This window comes from Plantactinospora sp. WMMC1484 (assembly GCF_049315195.1).
Lineage (GTDB): Bacteria > Actinomycetota > Actinomycetes > Mycobacteriales > Micromonosporaceae > Plantactinospora.
The window spans coordinates 2,557,273-2,576,922 of record NZ_CP186055.1; the positions used below are offsets into that span (position 1 = coordinate 2,557,273).

General features: G+C 72.5%; 16 protein-coding genes. 7 read left to right on the forward strand and 9 right to left on the reverse strand.

From position 1 onward, the window contains the following. Genes ACN28C_RS11350 through ACN28C_RS11360 form a run of 3 tightly spaced genes read right to left on the reverse strand, consistent with a single transcriptional unit; the run spans position 1 to position 3,223 of the window. Positions 1 to 933, reverse strand: a complete 933-nt coding sequence (locus ACN28C_RS11350) for a glycosyltransferase family 2 protein (protein ID WP_422773452.1) — start codon at positions 931 to 933, stop codon at positions 1 to 3. Between the two features lie 14 nt (positions 934 to 947). Next, on the reverse strand, positions 948 to 2,195 hold the full coding sequence (locus tag ACN28C_RS11355) for a methyltransferase domain-containing protein (RefSeq protein WP_422773453.1): 1,248 nt from the start codon (positions 2,193 to 2,195) through the stop codon (positions 948 to 950). Further along, a complete protein-coding gene (locus ACN28C_RS11360) occupies positions 2,192 to 3,223 on the reverse strand; it encodes an NAD-dependent epimerase/dehydratase family protein (protein WP_422773454.1) in 1,032 nt (343 codons plus the stop codon). Before ACN28C_RS11360 ends, ACN28C_RS11355 begins: the two co-directional genes overlap by 4 nt. A gap of 179 nt (positions 3,224 to 3,402) precedes the next feature. On the opposite strand from ACN28C_RS11360, the gene ACN28C_RS11365 reads away from it, so the two are divergent. The 5 genes from ACN28C_RS11365 to ACN28C_RS11385 are packed head-to-tail and all read left to right on the forward strand — an operon-like array spanning position 3,403 to position 8,863. After that, entirely contained in the window at positions 3,403 to 4,632 is a 1,230-nt protein-coding gene (locus ACN28C_RS11365) for a methyltransferase domain-containing protein (RefSeq protein ID WP_422773455.1), read from the forward strand. Between the two features lie 19 nt (positions 4,633 to 4,651). Beyond that, a complete protein-coding gene (locus tag ACN28C_RS11370; RefSeq protein WP_422773456.1) occupies positions 4,652 to 5,518 on the forward strand; it encodes a glucose-1-phosphate cytidylyltransferase in 867 nt (288 codons plus the stop codon). Beyond that, positions 5,515 to 6,150 carry a PIG-L deacetylase family protein gene (locus ACN28C_RS11375; protein ID WP_422773457.1) on the forward strand — a complete coding sequence of 212 codons (636 nt, stop codon included), beginning with the start codon at positions 5,515 to 5,517 and terminating at the stop codon, positions 6,148 to 6,150. Before ACN28C_RS11370 ends, ACN28C_RS11375 begins: the two co-directional genes overlap by 4 nt. Then, positions 6,147 to 7,478 carry a polysaccharide pyruvyl transferase family protein gene (locus tag ACN28C_RS11380; RefSeq protein ID WP_422773458.1) on the forward strand — a complete coding sequence of 444 codons (1,332 nt, stop codon included), beginning with the start codon at positions 6,147 to 6,149 and terminating at the stop codon, positions 7,476 to 7,478. Before ACN28C_RS11375 ends, ACN28C_RS11380 begins: the two co-directional genes overlap by 4 nt. Further along, entirely contained in the window at positions 7,478 to 8,863 is a 1,386-nt protein-coding gene (locus tag ACN28C_RS11385; protein ID WP_422773459.1) for a Coenzyme F420 hydrogenase/dehydrogenase, beta subunit C-terminal domain, read from the forward strand. Before ACN28C_RS11380 ends, ACN28C_RS11385 begins: the two co-directional genes overlap by 1 nt. Here the strand turns inward: ACN28C_RS11385 and ACN28C_RS11390 are convergent. From ACN28C_RS11390 to ACN28C_RS11410, 5 genes are all read right to left on the reverse strand, one after another. After that, a complete protein-coding gene (locus ACN28C_RS11390; RefSeq protein ID WP_422773460.1) occupies positions 8,833 to 10,191 on the reverse strand; it encodes a hypothetical protein in 1,359 nt (452 codons plus the stop codon). The two genes, ACN28C_RS11385 and ACN28C_RS11390, sit on opposite strands and share 31 nt — an antisense overlap. Positions 10,192 to 10,451: 260 nt before the next feature. After that, complete coding sequence (locus ACN28C_RS11395; RefSeq protein ID WP_422773461.1) at positions 10,452 to 11,687, reverse strand: AI-2E family transporter; 1,236 nt, start codon at positions 11,685 to 11,687, stop codon at positions 10,452 to 10,454. Positions 11,688 to 11,832: 145 nt separating this feature from the next. Next, positions 11,833 to 14,112 carry a hypothetical protein gene (locus ACN28C_RS11400; RefSeq protein WP_422773462.1) on the reverse strand — a complete coding sequence of 760 codons (2,280 nt, stop codon included), beginning with the start codon at positions 14,110 to 14,112 and terminating at the stop codon, positions 11,833 to 11,835. A gap of 192 nt (positions 14,113 to 14,304) precedes the next feature. After that, positions 14,305 to 15,573 carry a cell division protein DivIVA gene (locus ACN28C_RS11405; RefSeq protein WP_422773463.1) on the reverse strand — a complete coding sequence of 423 codons (1,269 nt, stop codon included), beginning with the start codon at positions 15,571 to 15,573 and terminating at the stop codon, positions 14,305 to 14,307. 110 nt (positions 15,574 to 15,683) lie between these two features. Then, positions 15,684 to 16,751 (reverse strand): TIGR03621 family F420-dependent LLM class oxidoreductase, encoded by a 1,068-nt coding sequence (locus ACN28C_RS11410; RefSeq protein ID WP_422773464.1) that lies wholly within the window; start codon positions 16,749 to 16,751, stop codon positions 15,684 to 15,686. Between the two features lie 179 nt (positions 16,752 to 16,930). Here ACN28C_RS11410 and ACN28C_RS11415 point away from each other — a divergent pair, with 179 nt between their 5' ends. After that, a complete protein-coding gene (locus tag ACN28C_RS11415) occupies positions 16,931 to 17,812 on the forward strand; it encodes a hypothetical protein (protein ID WP_422773465.1) in 882 nt (293 codons plus the stop codon). 93 nt (positions 17,813 to 17,905) lie between these two features. On the opposite strand, the gene mce is transcribed toward ACN28C_RS11415, so the two are convergent. Continuing rightward, positions 17,906 to 18,370 (reverse strand): methylmalonyl-CoA epimerase, encoded by a 465-nt coding sequence (mce, locus tag ACN28C_RS11420; RefSeq protein WP_422773466.1) that lies wholly within the window; start codon positions 18,368 to 18,370, stop codon positions 17,906 to 17,908. Positions 18,371 to 18,434: 64 nt separating this feature from the next. Here mce and ACN28C_RS11425 point away from each other — a divergent pair, with 64 nt between their 5' ends. Beyond that, on the forward strand, positions 18,435 to 19,634 hold the full coding sequence (locus ACN28C_RS11425) for an acetyl-CoA C-acetyltransferase (RefSeq protein ID WP_422773467.1): 1,200 nt from the start codon (positions 18,435 to 18,437) through the stop codon (positions 19,632 to 19,634). Positions 19,635 to 19,650: the final 16 nt, after the last annotated feature.

Genomic DNA, 19,650 nt, shown 5'->3' on the forward strand with positions numbered 1-19,650 from the left:
CTAGGCGCTGCCCTTCGCCGCGCTGGTACGGCGCCGGATCAGCCGGCCGAGCCAGACCGCGGCCCGGCGGCGCAGCCGGCCCAGCCGGACCCGGACCCGTCGCGCCCACCAGGTGGCCAGGAACGCCACCGCCGAACTGAGCCGGGTGCCGAGCGGCTGCGAACCGGTGGAGAGCGTCCGCAGCGTCTCGACGAGCATCCGCAGCCGGGGCGCCCGGACCCGCTTGCCGCTCTGGGCGAACCAGGCGAGTGCGGAGGCCGGAGTGGCGTCCTTCGCCTGCCGGGTGGAGGCGCCGTGCATCCGGCGCAGGAAGAGCGGCTCGGCCACCTCGTGGATCTCGCCGAGCCGGGCCACCTCGGCGATCAGCGTGTAGTCGGAGGAGAGGAACGGGCGAATCATGCCGGTGCGGCGCAGCGCCGACATCCGGAAGACCCCGAAGTGCGCGTGGCAGAGGTTGATGTTCTTCGCCACCCCGGCGACCCGGCGCCACGCCCGCCGGTCGCGCAGGTCCAGTCGGTCGGCGTACGGGCCGATCACCTCGCCGGCCTCGTCGATCAGGACGGTACGCGGATAGGCGAGCACGGCGTGCGGCCCGGCCGCGTCCAGCGCAGCCACGCAGGTGCTCAGGTACGCCGGCAGGCAGACGTCGTCGTACGCCACCCACTTGAAGAGCTCACCCCTGGCCAGCTCCACCACCCGGGCGTAGTTGACGTGCCCGCCGAAGTTGCGCGGGTTGCGGTGGAGCCGGATCCGGGGGTCCTTCGCGGCGTAGCTCTGGCAGATCTCCCAGGTCCGGTCGGTGGAGGCGTTGTCGCTGACGATGATCTCGAAGTCGGGGTAGTCCTGGGCGAGCAGGGCGTCGAGGCAACCTTCGAGGTAGCGCTCGGCGTTGTAGAGGGGCACACCCAGGCTCACCCGCGGCGCTGGCTCCATCGTCTCCTCCGCTTTCAGGCGACCAGCAGCTCGGCCTGCACGCCGAGCTGGCGCAGCGCGGCGTCGATCTCGTCCCGGTAGGCCGGGTTGGTGATGATGACCGTGCGGGTGCCGGAGCCGGCGAGGCTGGCCGGGTCCCGCACCTCGTGCCCGGTCACCGGCAGGTAGCGGCCCCACTTGCGCGGGTTGACGTCCACCACGGCGGCGAGCCGGCACTCCGGGTCGGCCAGGTGCAGGAACTGCACCCCCCGCGAGCCGGCGCCCCAGAGCACCGGCCGGTCACCGGCGGCCAGCAGCCGGTCGATCGTGCCCCGCCATCGTGCCCGCTCGGCGGCGTGCCGGTCGGCGAAGCCGGCGATCGCGGCGAGCTGGCGGTCCCGGTCGGCCGTCCCCGGCGTCTCCGCTCCGGGTAGTTCGGGGCCGGCCAGACCCGCCCCGGCCAGCTTGGGGCCGGCGGCCGGGTCGGGGGCGTTCACCGCGATCTCGACGTACCGGAACATGCCGGAGAAGAGCCGACCGGTGGCGAGTACCCGCCAGCCGGCCCGCTCGACGATCCGGCAGAGCGAGTAGCCGTCGAAGTAGGAGACGTGCGGATAGATCACCTCCCAGCCGGCGGTGGCCAGGTCGTAGCCGGCGTCCGGCACCTCCAGGTAGCCGTGGACGGGACGGTTGCCGGCCAGCTCGCGGAGCCGGACCAGGAAGGCGTACGGGTCGGCCAGGTGCTCGAACCAGTGCCTGGAGGTGACCAGGTCGAAGGCGGGGGTGCCGGCGTCCAGCGGTGCGTGGCCCCGGACGAAGGTCGCGCCGGACGGGTCCGGGCCGGGTGGGCCGGCGTACATGGCGTCGTAGCCGACGCCCCGGCAGCCGGCGACGTGGCAGAGCTCGCGGAGGAACTCGCCCTGGCCGCAGCCGACGTCCAGCACCGTGCCGCCGCGCAGCGGGAACCGCCCGGCGAGGTGCTTGACCAGTTCCGCCGAGAAGACGCCGAACGCGGGCGAGTGGTGCAGGTTGGTGTCCATGGTGGTGTCGTAGACCAGAACGGCCGGGTCGAAGGCGAGGTTGCGCACGTAGCCGCATCCCGGGCAGTAGGCCAGCCACATCCGACCGAGCGGGCTGGTCAGCGCCTCGGCCCGGCTGGCCCAGTGCACCCCGCAGTAGACCGGGATCTCGCCCAGGTCGGCGAAGGGCACCAGGTCGTGCCGCCCGCACGCCGCGCAGCGGTGCTCCGGATGGCGGCCACCAGCCAGCCCGGCAGCGCTCACCGTGCGCTCCAGCGCAGCCCGGTGTCGAGCCGGCCGGCCTCGGTCAGCGCCCGGATCCGCCGCAGTCGCTGGTGCCGCTCGCCCCGGAACGCCTCGATGGTCAGCCCGTACCGCTGGTACGCCTCGACCAGTTCCTCGATCCCCTTCCGCACCGTCCAGCGGGGACGGAAGCCGGGCACCTCGGCGGCGACCCGGTCGCAGCTCACCCGGTAGTTGCGGGTGTCGGCCGAGGCGCCGCCCGCGAAGGTCACCCGGGAACCGGGCACCACCTCGGCGACGAGTTCGGCGACGTCCCGGATCAGGTAGTTCTCGCCGGTGACCCCGATGTTGTACGCCCGGCCGTGCACCACGGCCCGGTCCGCCTCCAGCAGGGCGAGGAAGGCGGCGCAGATGTCCTCGGCGTGCACCAGGGGCCGCCAGGCCGAGCCGTCGGAGAGCAGCCGCACCTCGCCGGTGAGCAGGGCGTGCGCGGTCAGGTCGTTGACCACCAGGTCGCCGCGGAGCCGGGGTGAGAAGCCGTACGCGGTGGCGTTGCGCAGGAAGACCGGGGAGAAGTCGTCGCTGGCGAGGGCGGCGAGATCCTGCTCGGCCAGGATTTTCGACTCGCCGTACGGGGTGACCGGCGCGAAGCCGGCGCTCTCGTCGAGTGGCCGGTCGTCGGTGCCGGCCCCGTAGAGGCTGCACGAGGAGGAGAAGAGGAACCGGGTCACTCCGGCCGCCCTGGCGGCGCGGGCCAGCCGCAGCGTCGCCCGGTGGTTGACCTCGTAGGTCAGCTCGGGATTGAGGTTGCCGATCGGGTCGTTGCAGAGCGCCGCGAGGTGGCAGACCGCGTCGAACCCGGCACAGTGCTCGGGCCGGACGTCCCGCAGGTCCATCCGGAGCGACGGCACGGCCGCCGGTGCCGGACTGAGCAGGCAGTCGGCGTAGTAATCGGTGTCCAGGCCGGTCACGTCGTGCCCGGCCGCCTGAATCATCGGGGTGAGTACGCTGCCGAGGTAACCATGGTGGCCGGTCACGAGAACACGCACGGCAAAGCTCCCGTCGTCGCCCGGGTGAGAAGGCGAGTTTATGGGTGGCCCCCGGGGCGGCCCGGCTATTGTCGGACTTTTTACTGAACCCCTTCCGTGCTCCGGCGGCGCTGGTTAGCGTGTCGCGCAGGCGGGCGGGCGCCGCGCCGGTATTCCGATCACATCGGGGTGGGTGGGGCATGACCGATGCCAGATGCCGGCTGTGTACAGCGGTTTTGACCGAGACCTTTGTCGATCTGGGTATGTCACCGCTCTGCGAGAGCTATCTGAGCGCCGATCGTCTCGACGCGCCGGAGACGTTCTATCCGCTGCACGTCCGAATCTGTTCGAACTGCCTGCTCGTGCAACTTCCGGCGTACGTGTCCGGAGAGGAAATCTTCTCCGACTATGCCTATTTCTCGTCCTATTCCGACTCCTGGGTCGCGCACGCGAGGCGCTATGCCGACGCGATGACCGAGACGCTGCGGCTCGGGCCGGACTCCCTGGTGACCGAGGTGGCGAGCAACGACGGCTACCTGCTGCAGCACTTCGTCGCCCGGGGGGTGCCGGTGCTCGGGGTGGAGCCGGCCGGCAACGTCGCCGAGGCGGCCCGGCAGCGGGGCGTACGCACGGAGGTGCGCTTCCTCGGCGCGGAGTCCGGCGCCGAGCTGGCCGACCGGTACGGCCGGGCCGACCTGGTGGCGGCGAACAACGTCTACGCGCACGTGCCCGACCTGATCGGCTTCACCGCCGGGCTGGCCGCACTGGTCAAGCCGACCGGGCTGGTCACCTGCGAGTTCCCGCACCTGCTGCGGCTGATCGAGCGCCGGCAGTACGACACGATCTACCACGAGCATTATCAATACCTGACGCTGCGTACCGCGATGCGGGCGCTGGCCACCGCGGGCCTGATCGTGGTCGACGTGGACGAGTTGTCGTCGCACGGCGGGTCGCTGCGGGTGCACGCCCGCCCGGCCGCGGCGGCGGGTGAGCCGTCCGGCAACGTCAAGTCGGTGCTGGACGCCGAGTCCGAGGCTGGCCTGCACACCGTCGCCGGACACCTCGGCTTCGCCGACGCGGTCCTCGACATCAAGCGGGAGCTGCTGGACTTCCTGCTCACCGCGCGGGCGCAGGGCCAGCGGGTGGTCGGCTACGGCGCGCCGGGCAAGGGCAACACCCTGCTCAACCACTGCGCGATCCGCGCCGACCTCCTCGAATACACCGTGGACCGCAGCCCGCACAAGCAGGGGCTCTTCCTGCCCGGCACGCACATCCCGATCCACTCCCCGGAGCGGATCGCCTGGGACCGCCCCGACTACGTGCTGGTGCTGCCCTGGAACCTGCGCACCGAGATCTCGGCGCAACTGGCCTACGTACGGCACTGGGGCGGGCGGCTGGTCTTCCCGATCCCGGCCCTGGAGGTGATCTGATGAGGGAGGAAGTCCACGGATGAAGGTCGTGCTCTTCTGCGGCGGCCTCGGGATGCGGATGCGTGAGGACGCCGCCTCCGCGCCCAAGCCGATGGCGATGATCGGGGATCGTCCGCTGCTCTGGCACGTGATGCGCTACTACGCCCACTTCGGGCACACCGACTTCATCCTCTGCCTCGGCTACGGTGCCGTGGCGGTCAAGGACTACTTCCTGCGCTACGACGAGACCCTCTCCAACGACTTCAGTCTCGCCATGCACCGCCGGGACGTGCGGCTGCACTCCGCCGACATCACCGACTGGAACATCACCTTCATCGACACCGGCCTCGGGGCCAGTATCGGGGAACGGCTGATGCGGGTTCGCCGGTACGTCGAGGACGAGCCGATGTTCCTGGCCAACTACGCCGACACCCTCACCGACGCACCGCTGCCGGAGATGGTCGACCGGTTCCACCGCACCGACGCGGTGGCCAGCCTGCTCGCCGTGCCGGTGCAGTCGACGCACCACGTCATCGACATCGCCGCTGGCGACCAGGTCACCCGGGTACGCCCGATACGCGAGCTGATGCAGTGGGAGAACGGCGGCTACTTCCTGCTCCGCCCGGGGATCTTCGAGGTGCTCCGGGAGGGCGAGGACCTGGTGCCGCACGCCTTCGAGCGGCTGCTGTCGGAGCAGCGGCTGATCGCCCAGCGCTACACCGGGTTCTGGCGGGCCGCCGACACCTTCAAGGACCGGGCCGAACTGGAGCAGCTCTACCACTCGGCCCGCTGCCCCTGGATGCTCTGGGACGCCAACCGCAACCGGGGCCGTCGGCCAGCCACCCTGGAGCCGGTGCTCGCCGGTGCCGGCGGGGGAGCCCGCGACCCGGGACCGATCGGCGGATGATGCCGCTGCGCCTCTCCGCGGCCCGTTCGGTGACGCTGCTCGGGGCACATCCGGACGACATCGAGATCGGGGCCGGGGGCCTGCTGCTCGCCCTCGGCGACGTACCCGGGCTCCGGGTGCACTACGTGCTGCTCACCGGCACCCCCGACCGGCAGGCCGAGGCGCGGGCGGCGGCCGGGGCGTTCCTGCCCGACGCCCGGCTCAGCTTCGCCCTGCACGACCTGCCGGACGGCCGGGTGCCGGCCCGGTGGGGCGAGGCGAAGGAGATCGTCCAGGCCGCCGCCGCGACGCTCCGCGCCGACCTGGTCCTGGCGCCGGCCCCGGACGACGCGCACCAGGACCACCACACACTCGCCGCCCTGGTGCCCACGTCGTTTCGGGACGCCACGGTGTTGTACTACGAAATCCCCAAGTGGGACGGGGACCTGGGCCGGCGCAACGTCTACCTGCCGCTGACCGAGGAGCGGATCCGCCGCAAGGTCGAGCTGCTGCACGCCGGCTATCCGTCCCAGCGGGCCCGGGACTGGTGGGACGAGGAGGTCTTCCTCGGCCTGGCGCGACTGCGCGGAATGGAGTGCCGGTCCCGGTATGCCGAGGCGTTCCGGTGCGAGAAAGCGGTGATCGAACAGTGACCGAAGCAACTGACACGACCGGGTCGAGTGCCGGCAGGCCGATCTCCGCCTGCCTCTTCGGGGTCCCCGGGGCTCATCTGAACCTCGGGGTCGGTGCGCTGCGGGCGGCCACCCTGGGCGGCCTGCTGGCCCGCGAGCCGGGCGCGCAGGTCACCGTCTTCGACGACGGCTGGGGGCAGCGCGCCGGGCACACCTTCGTGGCCGGCCGGCCGGTGCCGATCTCGCTCGCCGGTGCCCGGCACTCGCGGCGCTACCACCGGCCGGAGTCGTACCTGAACATGCGGATCAGTGCGGCGCTCGGCGGGCTCGGCAACGCCGGGCTGGCCCGGATCGACGCCGCCGACGTGGTGCTCGACGTCAGCGGCGGGGACAGCTTCAGCGACATCTACGGCGAGCACCGGTTCCGGACCGTGACCTGGCCGAAGCGGCTCGCCCTGCTCCGCCGCCGCCCGCTGGTGCTGCTGCCGCAGACGTACGGGCCGTTCCGGTCGGCCCGGCTCCGGGCCGAGGCGGCAGCGCTGGTCCGGGGCGCCCGGGCGGCCTGGGCGCGCGACCCGGAGAGCTTCGCCGCCCTCGCCGACCTGCTCGGCCCGGACCTCGACCCGTCGCGGCACCGGGAGGGCGTGGACGTCGCCTTCGGGCTGGAGCCGAGGGTGCCGGACGAGCCGGCGTACCAGCGGCTGGCCGGATGGTTCGAGGCGGATCCCGGTCCGGTGGCGGGGATCAACGTCAGCGGGCTGATCGCCCGGCCGGAGGGGCGGGCCCGGTTCGGGCTGACCGGGGACACCGCCGAGGTGGCGACCCGGCTCTGCGAGCGCCTGCTCGACCGGTCGGAGGCCCGGGTGATCATCGTGCCGCACGTGCTCACCCCGAACGGTGCCGACGACGACCGGTCGGCCAGCGAACGGCTCTACGCCACCCTGGCCCCCCGGTACGGCGACCGGGTCTACCTGGTCCCGTCCGGCCTCGACCCGCACCAGAGCAAGTGGGCCATCGCCCGGACGAGCTGGTTCTGCGGGATGCGGATGCACGCGACGATCGCGGCGCTCTCCTCCGGCGTACCGGCGGCGGTGGTGGCCTACAGCGACAAGGCGCGGGGCGTCTTCGCCAGCGTGGGGCAGCGGGCACACGTCGCCGACGCCCGCCGGCTCGCCGGTGCCGACCTGCTCGACGCGCTCTGGGCCTCCTGGACCGGCCGGGCCGCGGCCGCCGCCGAGCTGGCGGTGCGCGCCCCCGCCGCGATCGCGCGGGCCGCCGCCCAGATGGACGAGTTCGTCGCGTTGGCCCGGACCGAACGGGACCGCCGCCACCCGGCCGGGGTGCGCTGATGGCCCGGCCGCGCACCGTGCACGACGTCGCCACCGGCAGGCTCTGCACCGGCTGCGGGGTCTGCGCCTATCTGGCCCCGGACGAGGTGCGGATGGTCGACGTACTCGACCACGGCCGTCGGCCGCTCCCGATCACCCCGGTCGGCGCGGCGGGCCGCCCGACCTCGGTCGGTGCCGCTGCGACCGGCCCCGGTGCGGTGGCGGCGCTGAGCTGCTGCCCGGGAGCGCGGCTGGCCCACGACAACCCCCGGCCGGCGCCGGGCGAAATCGCCGCGCTGCACGCGGCCTGGGGACCGGTCCGGGCCCTCTGGGAGGGGTACGCTGCCGACCCGCGAATCCGGCACGCCGGCTCCAGCGGCGGGGTGGCGACCGCACTGGCCGGATACTGTCTGACCGGCGAGGGGATGGCCGGGGTGCTGCACATCGGCGCCCGGGCCGACGTGCCGTACCTGAACGAGACCCGGCTCTCCCGCACCCCGACCGAGCTGCTCGCCCACGCCGGCTCCCGGTACGCCCCGGCGAGTCCCTGTGACCGGCTGGACCTGGTCGAGGCGGCCGAGGGTCCCTGCGTCTTCGTCGGCAAGCCCTGCGACGTGGCGGCGGTCCGGATGGCCCGGCGGCTCCGGCCGGAGCTGGACCGCAGGCTCGGCCTGAGCATCGCGATCTTCTGCGCCGGCACCCCGACCACCCGGGGCACCCTGGAGATGCTGGCCAGGCTCGGCGTGCCCGACCCGGCCGGGCTGGCCTCGGTGCACTACCGGGGCGCCGGCTGGCCCGGCCGGGCCCGGGCCCGGCTCGTCGACGACCCGCCCGGGACCCGCCGCGAGCTGAGCTACGCCGAGTCCTGGGGCGACATCCTGCAGAAGCACCGGCAGTGGCGCTGCTATCTCTGCGCCGACCACACCGGCGAGTTCGCCGACGTGGCGGTCGGGGACCCGTGGTACAGGCCGACCGGCGACGACCCGGGGCAGTCCCTGGTGCTGGCCCGCACCGAGCGGGGCGTCCGGCTGGTGGAGGCCGCCGTCGCGGCCGGTGCGCTGGTGCTGACCCCGGTGGCTCCGGGCATCCTGCCCGCCTCGCAGCCGAACCTGCTGCGGGCCCGGGGCGCGGTCTGGGGGCGGCTGGCCACGCTGCGCGCCGCCGGCCTGATGACGCCCCGGCTGCGTAACCTGCCGATGGCCGGGATCTGGTGGCGGCACCTGTCCACGGGGGAGAAGCTGCGTTCCACCGTCGGCACGCTGCGCCGGATCGGCCGCAAGCGGCTCCGCGAGCCGGCGACCCTGGAGCCGTACCGCCCGCCGGTCCAGGCGGGTCCGGCGCCGTCGGCTCGGTCCGCTCCGGCATCGCCGTCGGCTCAGAGCACCGGTTGGCCGTTGTCGAAGTAGACGTTCGTGGCCCGCTCCCAGATGACCCCGGGCCGGTTCCAGCCGGAGGCCACCCCGTAGCGGTAGTCGCGGCCGTACTTGTTGTTCCGGAACAGGATGTTGGAGCCGACCAGCCGAGGGCTGATCCCGATCGAGTAGTTGCCGCCGTTGCAGTAGTTGTCCTGGTAGGTGAGGTTCGTCAGCGACGGCGCGGTCTCCGAACCGATCGTGAGACAGGAGTTGAACGGGTCCTGGGTCTCCGGCTTGTACGACAGCAGCGTGTTGTGCTGGACGAGGATGTTGTTGCCGCCGGTGCTCTGCAGGATGTCGTTGTGCGAACCGGCCACCCGGTTCAGGCTGTGGATGTAGGAGTCGTAGACCCGGGTGTTGCTGCTCAGCCGCGGACCGTCGATCATGTTGTAGATGTTGGCCCGGCGCAGCGTGTAGTCACTGCAACAGATCGAGGCCGAGTTTCGCCCCATGCCGTTGATCTCGACGTCCTGGATCAGCAGGTTGGTGGTACCGGTGAGCGTCCGGATCGAGTACGTCGTGCTGTTGCAGGTGATCTTGGAACGCAGAATCTGCACGTTGGCGGCGGAGACGGTGACGCAGCCGACGATGTTCAGCCCGCTCACCACCTGCCCGGCCCTGCTCAGTCTGAGCGAGCCGGAGTTCCGCAGTGCCGTTCCGGCCGGTACGCCGGTGGTCGCCGCGCTCGGCCAGTACGTGATCGGGGTCGGCGGCGCGGCGGCCGGCGCGTACGGCGGCTCCTCGGCCATCGCCTGGGAGTCGGGGTCCGGGGTCGGGATCGGCCCGGTCGGGCTGCTCGGCACCCCGCCCCGGTACGGCCGGCCGTCCTGGTAGGAGTCGACGATCGTGGCAGGGTTGTCGTCGGTCTGCCGGAACGCCTGGCGGCAACCGTTCACCCGCACCCGCAGCGCCGAGTAGCCGCCAGGTGTCACGCCGTCGGTTCCGGTCGAGGTGCAACGGATCTCGGTCTCCTCGATGAGGGTGCCGGTCACGCCGTCCCGGATCACGATGACGGCGGTGCCCCCGGTGCGGATCTTCACCCGCCGGATGGTGACGTTGTCGGCCGCGACCTCGATGGGCCGGTTCACGGTCTGTCCCCAGAGCACGGCGGCGGGCTGGTCCAGCACCAGCGGCGCGGCCCGGACCGGCTGCCCCGCGACGGTGAGCACGAGGTATCCGCTGGCCGCGAGGAGGGCGACGGTGAGGCCGAAGATGCCGGCGACGGTGGCCCGGCGGCGGACGCGCTCCCGCTGGCCGCGTTCCCGCTCGCGGTCGAGGTCTGCCGGCTCGGTCGGAGGTGTGGCGTTGGTGTCGGTCACGGCTACCCCCCACGGGCGCGTTGCAGACGGCCATGGCCCACAGCTCGTGCCGCAACGAGGGCCGCTCCCACCACCGATCCGGCCTGTCCCGCGCCGACTCCCCCCGAGCCGACACGATCGCCCGCGACCGACGCACCCGCCCAGGTCAGAAGGGGTGTGTCTCCGGTCGTCTCGATCCGTTGGCCATGAGTGAATACTACAAGCGGTGTTGGAGCGGCTACAATTCGCGATTGAGACGGATTGCGGACAGAAGCCGCTGATCAGCGGTGCTGCTGGCGGGGGAGGATCACCTCGCGGAGTACCAGTTGGATCGCGGCCACCGCCGGGATCGCCACCAGCGCGCCGATCACCCCGAACAGCGCCACCCCGAGCAGCGCCGCGACGATCGCCGCCACGTCGTTGACCTGCACCGAGCGCCGCATCACCCGGGGATAGACCAGATAGTTCTCCAACTGCTGGTAGATGACGAAGAAGACCACGCAGGTGATCCCGGTAGGCACGTCGGCGGCGAAGCCGACCAGGCTGATCACCACCGCCCCGATGGTCGCGCCGATCTGCGGGATGAGGTCGCAGATCGCCACCACCACCGCGAGGGCGAACGGGTACGCCAGCCCGACGATGACCGCGAAGACGAAGGTGCTCACCCCGGCCAGCAGCCCGATGGCGAGCGCCCCCACCATGTACGCGCCGACCTTGGTCAGGATCTCGTCGACGATCAACCGGACCCGGTCGCGCCGGCTGGCCGGGACCAGACCGTAGCCGAGGTCGCGTAGCCGCTCGAAGGTCGCCATGAAGTAGATGGTCAGGACGATCACCGTCACGATGTTGAAGACCGTGCCGAAGATGAACCCGGCCGCCCCGAAGACCCCGCCCAGCGCCCGGGTGATGTTCTCGGTGGTGACGGCCGATTCGATCTGGCCCATCAGGTCGTATTCGCCGATCAGGTCGTTGACGCGGTCGTTGCGGCGCAGTTGGCCGACGTATCCCGGAAGCTGGTCGATGAGTTCGCCGGTCTGGCTGACAATCGGCGGGACCAGCGCGTAGACCCCACCGGCGATGATGCCGAGCAGGGTCAGTGTGACCACCGTGACGGCGAGGCCACGGGGCAACCCCCAGGCGCGCAGCCGGACCACGGCCGGATGCAGGCCGATCGCCAGGAAGAGCGCGATGAAGACCAGCACCAGCATCGAGCCCGCGTTGCGGACCGCGAGAAAGATCGCGTACGCCAGCAGCACGCCCAGCCCGCCGGTGAGCCCGATCAGGAAGGGGCTGCGCCGCAGCGGCCGGCCGGGCTGACCGAACCGCCCCGACTCGACGTCACCAGCGTCGCCGCGCTCGGCAGCATCTCCGGAGGACAGCTCGGCGCTGCTCTCCGAGGGCTCGGCGGTGCGTTGCGGCTCGGCGGTGCGCTGCGGCTCGGCCGGCCCGGGCGCGCCACCGGCCTCCCCGCCGGCCGACGGGGTGCCGCCGCCCACCGTCGACCGCGTGCTCTCCATCCGAACCTCCCCGACGCGACGCCTGCGCCGAGGCTACCGGCCACCCCCGACGCCCGCCGCGCCGAAGGCAGGCCATGATCCGGTAGCGTCCGGCCCGTTGTGTGGCGGACCGGACGCTACCGGATCATGAATGGCGATCCGCCGGCTACTCCGAGTCGACGGAGACCTTGGTGGACTTGGTGGCCTGGTCCTCGACGGTCGGCTTGCCGCTCCGCTTCGCGGAGTCGCCGGTGCTGGTGATCCGGGTCGGCATCGGCTCCCGGCCGCCGCTGCCCGGCACCGCAGCCACGGTGGGCTCGCCGTCGATGCCGGCGCCGTCGGCCCCGGCGGTCACCGGCTCGGCCACCCGGTTGCCGCCGTCGGTCAACCGGTTACCCCCGGACGGCCCGCCACCCGCCGTCCCGCCACCCGCCGGCCCGTCGCCCGCCACTCCGGCGTGCTGGTCGGCGGCGGCCTGCTCGGCGGCTGCCTCGACAATCTGCTGCATGTCCGCCTCGGCCCGGGCCAACTGCTGCTCGGCCTGTTGCGCCGACTGCTCGGTGCCGGTCAGCCGGTCCTGCTCGCCGGCGAGCTGATCCCGCGCGGCGGCGAGCTGTCGCTGGATGCGGTCGGACTCCTGGCGGGAGGCGACCGTCTCCTGCCGGATGTCCGCGAGCGCCTGCTGCGCCTCCGCGATTTCCTGCATCACCCCGGCCAACTGCTGCCGGCCGGCGACCGCCTCCTGCTGCGTACTCGCCAGGTGCTGCTGGGTGGTGGCCAGGTGCTGCTGCGCCGTCGCCATGTACTCCTCGAACTGGCGGCGGGACGTCGCGGCCTGCTCGTCGGCCTGCCGCTGCAACTCGGCGAGCCGCTCCTCGGCCTCCCGCCGGATCGCGGCTGCCCGCTCCTCGGCCTCCCCGCGCACCCGGGTGGCGTACTCCTCGGCGTCCCGGCGGAGCTGGTCGGCGCCGCCCTCGATTTCCTGGCGGCGGCTCTCGTAGGAGTCATCCAGCTCGGCCCGCCGCTCCGCGAACTGCCGCTCCAACTCGCTCTGCCGCTCCTGGTACTGCTGTTCCAGCTCGGCCCTGCGCTGGTTGAACTCGTTGTCGGCTCCGGCCCGGTAGGCGGCCAGTTCCTCCTCCAACGCGGTCCGGGCGGCGGTGATCTCCTGCTCGGCCTCGGCCCGCTTGGCGGCGATCTCCTCGTCGGCGGCGGAGATGCGCCGGTTCACCTCCTGCTCGACGCCGGTGCGCCAGGAGCCCAACTCCTGCTGCGTCTCCGCCCGCGCCTTCTGGGCGTACTCCTCGACCTCGGCCCGGGACCGACGGACGTACTCGGCGGTCTCCTCGTTGATCCGGGTCGCCTCCTGTTGGGCCTTGGCGTGTGCCGCCTGGCCCGCCTCGCGGAGCTGGGTGGCCTCGTGCTTCGCCTTGGCGTGCAGCCCCTGGCCGGCCTCGCGCAGCCGGGTGGCCTCCTGCTTGGCGATCTCGACCATCCGGTCGGCTTCCTGGCTCGCCGCGTCGACCAGCCGCTGCGCCTCCTGTTGGGCCTTGACGTGTGCCGCCTGGCCCGCCTCGCGCAGCCGGGTCGCCTCCTGCTGGGCGGCGTCGCGCAGCCGGTTGGCCTCGTGCTGTGCCGCGTGCCGGAGCCGGGCGGACTCCTGGCGGGCGCGCTCGACGACCTGCTGGCTCTCCCGCTCGGTCCGCTCGGTCAGCTCCTGGGCCTCCCGCGTGGTCCGCTCGGTGAGCCGCTGCGCCTCCTCCTCGGCGGTGTCCCGGAGCTGCTTCGCCTCCTGGACGGCCTTGGCGTGTGCCGCCTGGCTCGCCTCGCGGAGCCGGTTCGCCTCCTCGGCGGCCCGGTTGCGCAGCTCGGAGCCCTCCTGCTTGGCCTTCTCGAAGGCGGCCTGCGCGGCCTCACGCAGCCGGGTGGCCTCCTCGGCGGCGGCGGTGACGGCGGCGTCCGCCTCCGCCCGGCGCGCAGTGTTGACCTTCTCCTCCTCCGCCCGCCGGGCGGCGAGGGCGAGTTCGAAATCGCGCAGCGCGTCGGCGGCCTGCTGGCGGGCATCCTCCAACACCTGCTCCGCCTCGACCCGCCGGGCTTCGATCTCCTGGAGCGTCTCCCGGTGGATGATCTCGGCCTGCTCCTCGGCGAGGGTCAGGATCTGTTCGACCACCGGTCCGAGGTGCCGGAACGACGCGCGGTCCACCACGCCGACCTGCCGGCGCACCGCCGTGAGGTCGCGTTGCAACGCCTCGACCTGGCCGGCCAGATTGTGGATCTGGCTGTACGCGTGCTCGCGCTGGGCCGCCAGGGTGGCGATGTCGTTCTCGGCACGAGCGACGTACCGGTCCACCTGCCCTCTGTCGTAGCCCCGGAAGGCCGGCTCGAAGCTCGGCTCCGTAGCGACATCTCCGTTCAGGGCAAAGAGTTCCTCGCCGTGCGACATAGTTCCATCCTCACACGGGTCGCCCCGTTCTGCGGCGATACAGGGCGGGGCTGATGGGACGAAGCTCACCGGTGCGGACAGGACCTCACCCAATGCCTCGTACGCCGTGCAGCGCGCAGGGCCGTACCGGAAACTCCGGTACGGCCCTGGCCGTGCTGCTGCCCCGCAGTCCGACCCGCGACCGTCGTGGGGTTAGCTTGCCGCGTCGGCGGGAACCCGCTCCTCCGCGTCGTCCTTCTCGGCGACCGCCGCGGTGGGCGCCTCGGGCTTGCCGCCCGCCGCGCCCACGCCCGGCACGATGCCGGCGAGGCCGGAGAGCATCTGGCCGAGCTGCGAGGTGACCGCGTCCTTCTGCCGGGTGAGGTCCTCGACCTCGCGGCGGGCCGCCTGCGTGGTCAGGTCCGCCTCGGTACGCGCCTCGCTGAGCAGGCGGTGCGCCTCGGCGCGGGCCTCGTTCAGGGTCTTGTCGGCGAGCGCCTTGGCCTTGTCGATGGTCTCGGCGGCGTTCCGTTCCGACTCGACCCGGCGGGCCTCGGCGCGCTGCTCGATCTCCTTGGCGCGGTCCTGGGCCGCCCGGGCCCGCTGTTCGGCCTCGGCGACGAGCTTCTGGGTCTGTGCCACCTGGGCGGCGTGCCGCTCCGACTCCTCGCGCTCGGCCTTCTCACGGCGCTCCGCGAGCTGGAGTTCCAGCGCCTGGAGGTCCTTGTCCCGCTTGTCCCGGGCGTCGGTGAGCAGCTTGGTCGCCTCGGCGCGCTTCTCCTCGGCCTCCCGGGCCGCCTTGGCGCGCTGCTGGGTGATCTCCCGCTCGGCGGTGGCCCGGAGGGTCGCGACCTCGCGCTCGACCGTGGACTTCAGCTCGGCGACCTCGTGCGCGGTCACCGTGCGGAGCTGCTTGGTCTCCCGCTCGGCGTCGGCGCGCAGGGTGTCCGCCTCCCGGCGGGCCTGCACCCGGACCTCGGCGGCCTCCCGCTCGGCGGCGGTGCGTACGCTGCCCGCCTCCCGCTCGGCGGTGGCCTTCATCGCGGCGGCCTCGGCACGGGCCTTGTCGGTGATCTCCCGCGCCTCCAGCCGGGCGGCCGAGAGGATGCCCTCCGACTCGCGCTTGGCCTCACCGCGGTGGTCGTTCGCCTGCTCCTCGGCGAGGCGCAGGATCTGCTCGACCCGGGTGCCCAGGCCGGAGAGGGTGGGGCGGTTGTTCTCCTCGAGCTGCTTGTTGGTGTCGGTGAGCTTCTGTTCCACCGACGCGAGCCGCTGCTCGGCCTGACGGAGCCGGCGCTGGGCGTCGTTCATCCGCTGCTCGGCCTCGGCCCGGGCCTGCTCGGACTGGTTCAGTGCGGCGTTCAACCGGCCAAGGTGGCTGTTGACCTGCTCACGGTCGTAGCCGCGCAGGGCGACCGTGAAGTCTGGTTGCGAGTTCGCGTTGTCGAAGAACGCGAGAGGGGAGGACTGCTGCTGGGGCATTGGGACATACTTGCAGACTTACCGGGGTGCTTCGCAAGGGCCGGACCGTACTATCGCGTCCAGTTCACAAGGTCAACTCGACCCGCCGTCCGGTCGGGCCATTTGCCCGGTCAGCGTCCCGCCAGTCGGGCCACGATCGGAGCGGCGGCGTCCAGGTTGCCGCCGAGGTGCAGATAGCTGACGCCGTACCGGTCACGGAGCGCGACCAGCCGGTCGACGCACTCGACGACGCTGCCGTGCAGCACCGACGGCGAGTCGGCCAGCGCGGCCGGGTCGGCGAGGCGGGCGTGGCTGGAGGAGGCGCGGTACTCGACACCGCGGTGTTGCACGCGTACGTCGAACATCCGGGCCTGGAACTCCAGATCGGCCGGGTCCCGGCCGGCGGCGGCTGCTGCGTCCCGGGCCCAGGCCACCTTCCGGGCGAAGCGTGCCGGGCTCATCTCCTCGACGGCGGCCAGCGGGTCGACGTCCGGGGCGAGTCGCGGGTTGATCCCGACGATGTCGGCGCGCCGGCCGGCCAGCTCGAGGATCCGGCGGCTGCCGCCGCCGACCAGCAGCGGTGGATGCGGGCGCTGCACCGGCTCCGGAAGCCCGGCGAGTCCGGTGACCCGGTAGTGCTGCCCTGCGAAGTCGACCGGCTTGTCGCCGAAGAGCCGGAGCAGTATCTCGATCGACTCGGCCAACCGGGCGACGCGCACCTGCGGGGGATCGAACGGCAGTCCCGCCGCGTCGTGGTCGTCGCGGAGCCAGCCGGCGCCGAGCCCGATCTCCACCCGGCCGCCGGAGAAGACGTCGAGGTTGGCCAGGGCCTTGTGCAGCAGGACCGGGTGTCGGAAGTCGTTGCAGAAGACCATGCCGAGCACCCGGAGCCGGGTGGTCGCCTCGGCGGCGACGGTCATCGCGACCAGCGGGTCCATCGACCAGCCGCCGGTGAAGTGGTCGGAGACGGAAACCGAGTCGAAGCCGAGGTCCTCGATCCGGCGGATCTCGCCGCGCCACCGCGCGACCGGCCGGTCCAACCCGGGCATCGCCGCGGTGAACCGGAACGGTCGTACCGCGCCGGAGGCCGGCCCCGCCGTGACGCTGGCCGTGGCCGTGGCCGTGGCCGTGGCCGTGGCCGTGGCCGTTGTCGCGGTGGCGGTGGTGGTGGCGGGTGGGGACGGCCGCGTGGGGGGCATTGCCCGACCATATGCGGGCCGGGCGGGCACGTAGGGCGTTCCCGGCGGGTACCCGAGGCGAAGTCGGATTGTCGACAGGGACGCGGGCCCGACCGGACGGCGGCTTCCGACCCGCGGGCTCCCGGCCTAGCGTGACCGCTGCGTAGAGGACCTATCGGGAGCTATCGCGGGAGGCCGCCGTGACGGTGCTGCACTTCGACTCGCCGATCTCCGACGACGAGCGTCGGGAACGGCTCTTCGCCGGGGACCTGTTCGTCTACTCGCCGACACCGCACTCGATGGCGCTGGTCGCCTTCGCCCGGGAGATGACCGAGACCGCGTTCGCGCCGCACTTCCCGCCGGAGGCCCAGCACCACCTGGCCGGGCCGGACTACGTGCGGGTGCTGGCCGACCTGAAGCCCGGCTTCATCAACCACCCGCGCAGCGCAGACCTCGTCCGGGGACTCCTCGCCGACCTGGGTGCGGATCCGGCGCAGACCTACTTCGACGTTCCCCGGCTGCGCTCGATGACCAGCGAATATCTCAACGCCGGCCTGACCCTGCAGTTCGAGTCGCACCGGGACACCTGGTTCTCCGCGCCGATGTCACAGATCAACTTCTGGATGCCGGTCTACGAGGTGGCGGAGTCCAACGTGATGGCCTTCCACCCGAGATACTTCGACACCGGGGTCCGCAACAGCTCACGGGACTACAACTACGCCCGGTGGGTGGCGCACGGCCGCAGTGCCGCGGCGGCGCAGGTGCACGCCGAAACCCGCCGGCAACCCCGGCTGGAGCAGGAGCTGGAGCGGGAGCCTGACCTTCGGGTGATCACCCCGCCCGGCGGGGTGCTGGTCTTCTCCGGCGCCCAACTGCACGCCACGGTGCCGAACACGTCCGGCCGGACGCGGTTCTCGATCGACTTCCGGGCGGTCAACCTCGCCGACGTGCGGGGGCGGGCCGGCGCCCGCAACGTCGACTCGGAGTGCACCGGCACCACCCTCGGCGACTTCCGCCGGGCCACCGACCTGGCCCCGATGCCGACCGAGTTGGTCGAGTCCTACGACACCGTGCCCGCCTGAGGTGCTGGGAAGGGCCCCCGCTACAACAGAAAGCGATAACGGGGGGCCCTTCCTTGCAGCTAAGCCTTCTGCGCAGCTAAGCCTTCTGCGCAGCTAAGCCTTCTGCACGAGTTCGACGAGGACGCCGCCGGTGTCGCGGGGATGCACGAAGTTGACCCGCGAGCCGGCGGTGCCGCGCTTGGGCGTCTCGTAGAGCAGCTTGACGCCCCGTTCGCGCAGCGCCGCGCAGGCCGCGTCGACGTCCGCCACGAGATAGGCGATCTGCTGCAACCCGGGGCCCCTGCGGTCCAGGAACCTGCCGATCGTGGAGTCCGGGGTCAGGGGCGCCAGCAGTTGTATCTCCGCGCCGTCCGGGGTCGGGCCGACCCGGAGCATCGCCTCCCGGACTCCCTGCTCGGGGTTGGTCTCGGTGTGTACGCAGCGCATGCCGAAGACCCGCTGGTGGAATTCGATCGCCGCGTCGAGGTCCGGCACGGCCACCCCGACGTGGTCGATGCCGAGCAGGCCGATGCCTGTGAGATAGTCGGCAGCCGGGCCGCCCGAGGTGTCGTCGTCCATCGGGCTAGTCTGACCTAATCGACGTTAAGGTGCTTCGTCAGGCCCCCCGGAGGCGACAGGTCAAATGGCATCCGTGATCGTGAACGGCGCCCGTACCCCGATGGGTCGGCTGCTCGGCAACCTCAAGGACTTCTCGGCGACGACGCTCGGCGGGATCGCCATCCGGGCCGCCCTGGAGCGCTCCGGGGTCCCCGCCGACCAGGTCCAGTACGTGATCATGGGTCAGGTGCTCCAGGCGGGTGCCGGCCAGATCCCGGCCCGCCAGGCGGCGGTCGAGGCGGGCATCCCGATGTCCGTGCCGGCGCTGACGATCAACAAGGTCTGCCTCTCCGGCCTGGACGCGATCGCCCTGGCCGACCAGCTCATCCGGGCCGGCGAGTTCGACATCGTGGTGGCCGGCGGGATGGAGTCGATGACGAACGCCCCGCACCTGCTGCTCGGCCAGCGCGCCGGCTACAGGTACGGCGACGTGACGGTCCGGGACCACATGGCGCTGGACGGCCTCACCGACCCGTGGGACTGCTGCGCGATGGGCGAGTCCACCGAGCGGCACAACGCCCGGCACGCCATCAGCCGGGCCGAGCAGGACGCCTTCGCGGCAGCCAGCCACCAGCGGGCCGCCGCCGCGCAGAAGAACGGTGCCTTTGCCGAGGAGATCGTTCCGGTGACGGTGCCGCAGCGCAGGGGCGAGCCGCTGGTGATCGACGAGGACGAGGGGATCCGGCCGGACACCACCGCCGAAGGGCTGGCGCGGCTGCGCCCGGCCTTCACCCCGGACGGCACGATCACCGCCGGAAGCTCGTCGCCGATCTCCGACGGTGCCTGCGCGGTGGTGGTGATGAGCGAGGCGAAGGCGCGGGAACTCGGCCTGACCTGGCTCGCCCGGATCGGCGCGCACGGCAACGTCGCCGGCCCGGACAACTCGCTGCACTCGCAGCCGGCGAACGCCATCGAGCACGCGCTGCGTAAGGCCGGGTTCGGTGTCGCCGACCTCGACCTGATCGAGATCAACGAGGCGTTCGCGCAGGTCGGCATCAAGTCGATGCGCGACCTCGGCGTCTCCGACGAGATCGTGAACGTCAACGGCGGCGCGATCGCGCTGGGCCACCCGATCGGGATGTCCGGCGCCCGCCTGGTGCTCACCCTGGCGATGGAGCTGCGCCGCCGGGGCGGCGGCACCGGCGCGGCGGCGCTCTGCGGGGGCGGTGGCCAGGGCGATGCGCTGCTCGTGCACGTGCCGGGACAGGCCGGCGGGCGCGAGTGACGGCAGGGGCGGCCGG

Excerpts from the sequence above, each read along its gene's own strand:
- ACN28C_RS11375 (WP_422773457.1), top strand. The coding sequence starts at position 5,515 with ATGATGCCGCTGCGCCTCTCCGCGGCCCGTTCGGTGACGCTGCTCGGG.
- ACN28C_RS11405 (WP_422773463.1), bottom strand. The coding sequence starts at position 15,573 with ATGCCCCAGCAGCAGTCCTCCCCTCTCGCGTTCTTCGACAACGCGAAC.
- ACN28C_RS11385 (WP_422773459.1), top strand. The coding sequence starts at position 7,478 with ATGGCCCGGCCGCGCACCGTGCACGACGTCGCCACCGGCAGGCTCTGC.
- ACN28C_RS11400 (WP_422773462.1), bottom strand. The coding sequence starts at position 14,112 with ATGTCGCACGGCGAGGAACTCTTTGCCCTGAACGGAGATGTCGCTACG.
- mce (WP_422773466.1), bottom strand. The coding sequence starts at position 18,370 with ATGGACGACGACACCTCGGGCGGCCCGGCTGCCGACTATCTCACAGGC.
- ACN28C_RS11410 (WP_422773464.1), bottom strand. The coding sequence starts at position 16,751 with ATGCCCCCCACGCGGCCGTCCCCACCCGCCACCACCACCGCCACCGCG.
- ACN28C_RS11370 (WP_422773456.1), top strand. The coding sequence starts at position 4,652 with ATGAAGGTCGTGCTCTTCTGCGGCGGCCTCGGGATGCGGATGCGTGAG.
- ACN28C_RS11395 (WP_422773461.1), bottom strand. The coding sequence starts at position 11,687 with ATGGAGAGCACGCGGTCGACGGTGGGCGGCGGCACCCCGTCGGCCGGC.
- ACN28C_RS11365 (WP_422773455.1), top strand. The coding sequence starts at position 3,403 with ATGACCGATGCCAGATGCCGGCTGTGTACAGCGGTTTTGACCGAGACC.
- ACN28C_RS11350 (WP_422773452.1), bottom strand. The coding sequence starts at position 933 with ATGGAGCCAGCGCCGCGGGTGAGCCTGGGTGTGCCCCTCTACAACGCC.
- ACN28C_RS11425 (WP_422773467.1), top strand. The coding sequence starts at position 18,435 with ATGGCATCCGTGATCGTGAACGGCGCCCGTACCCCGATGGGTCGGCTG.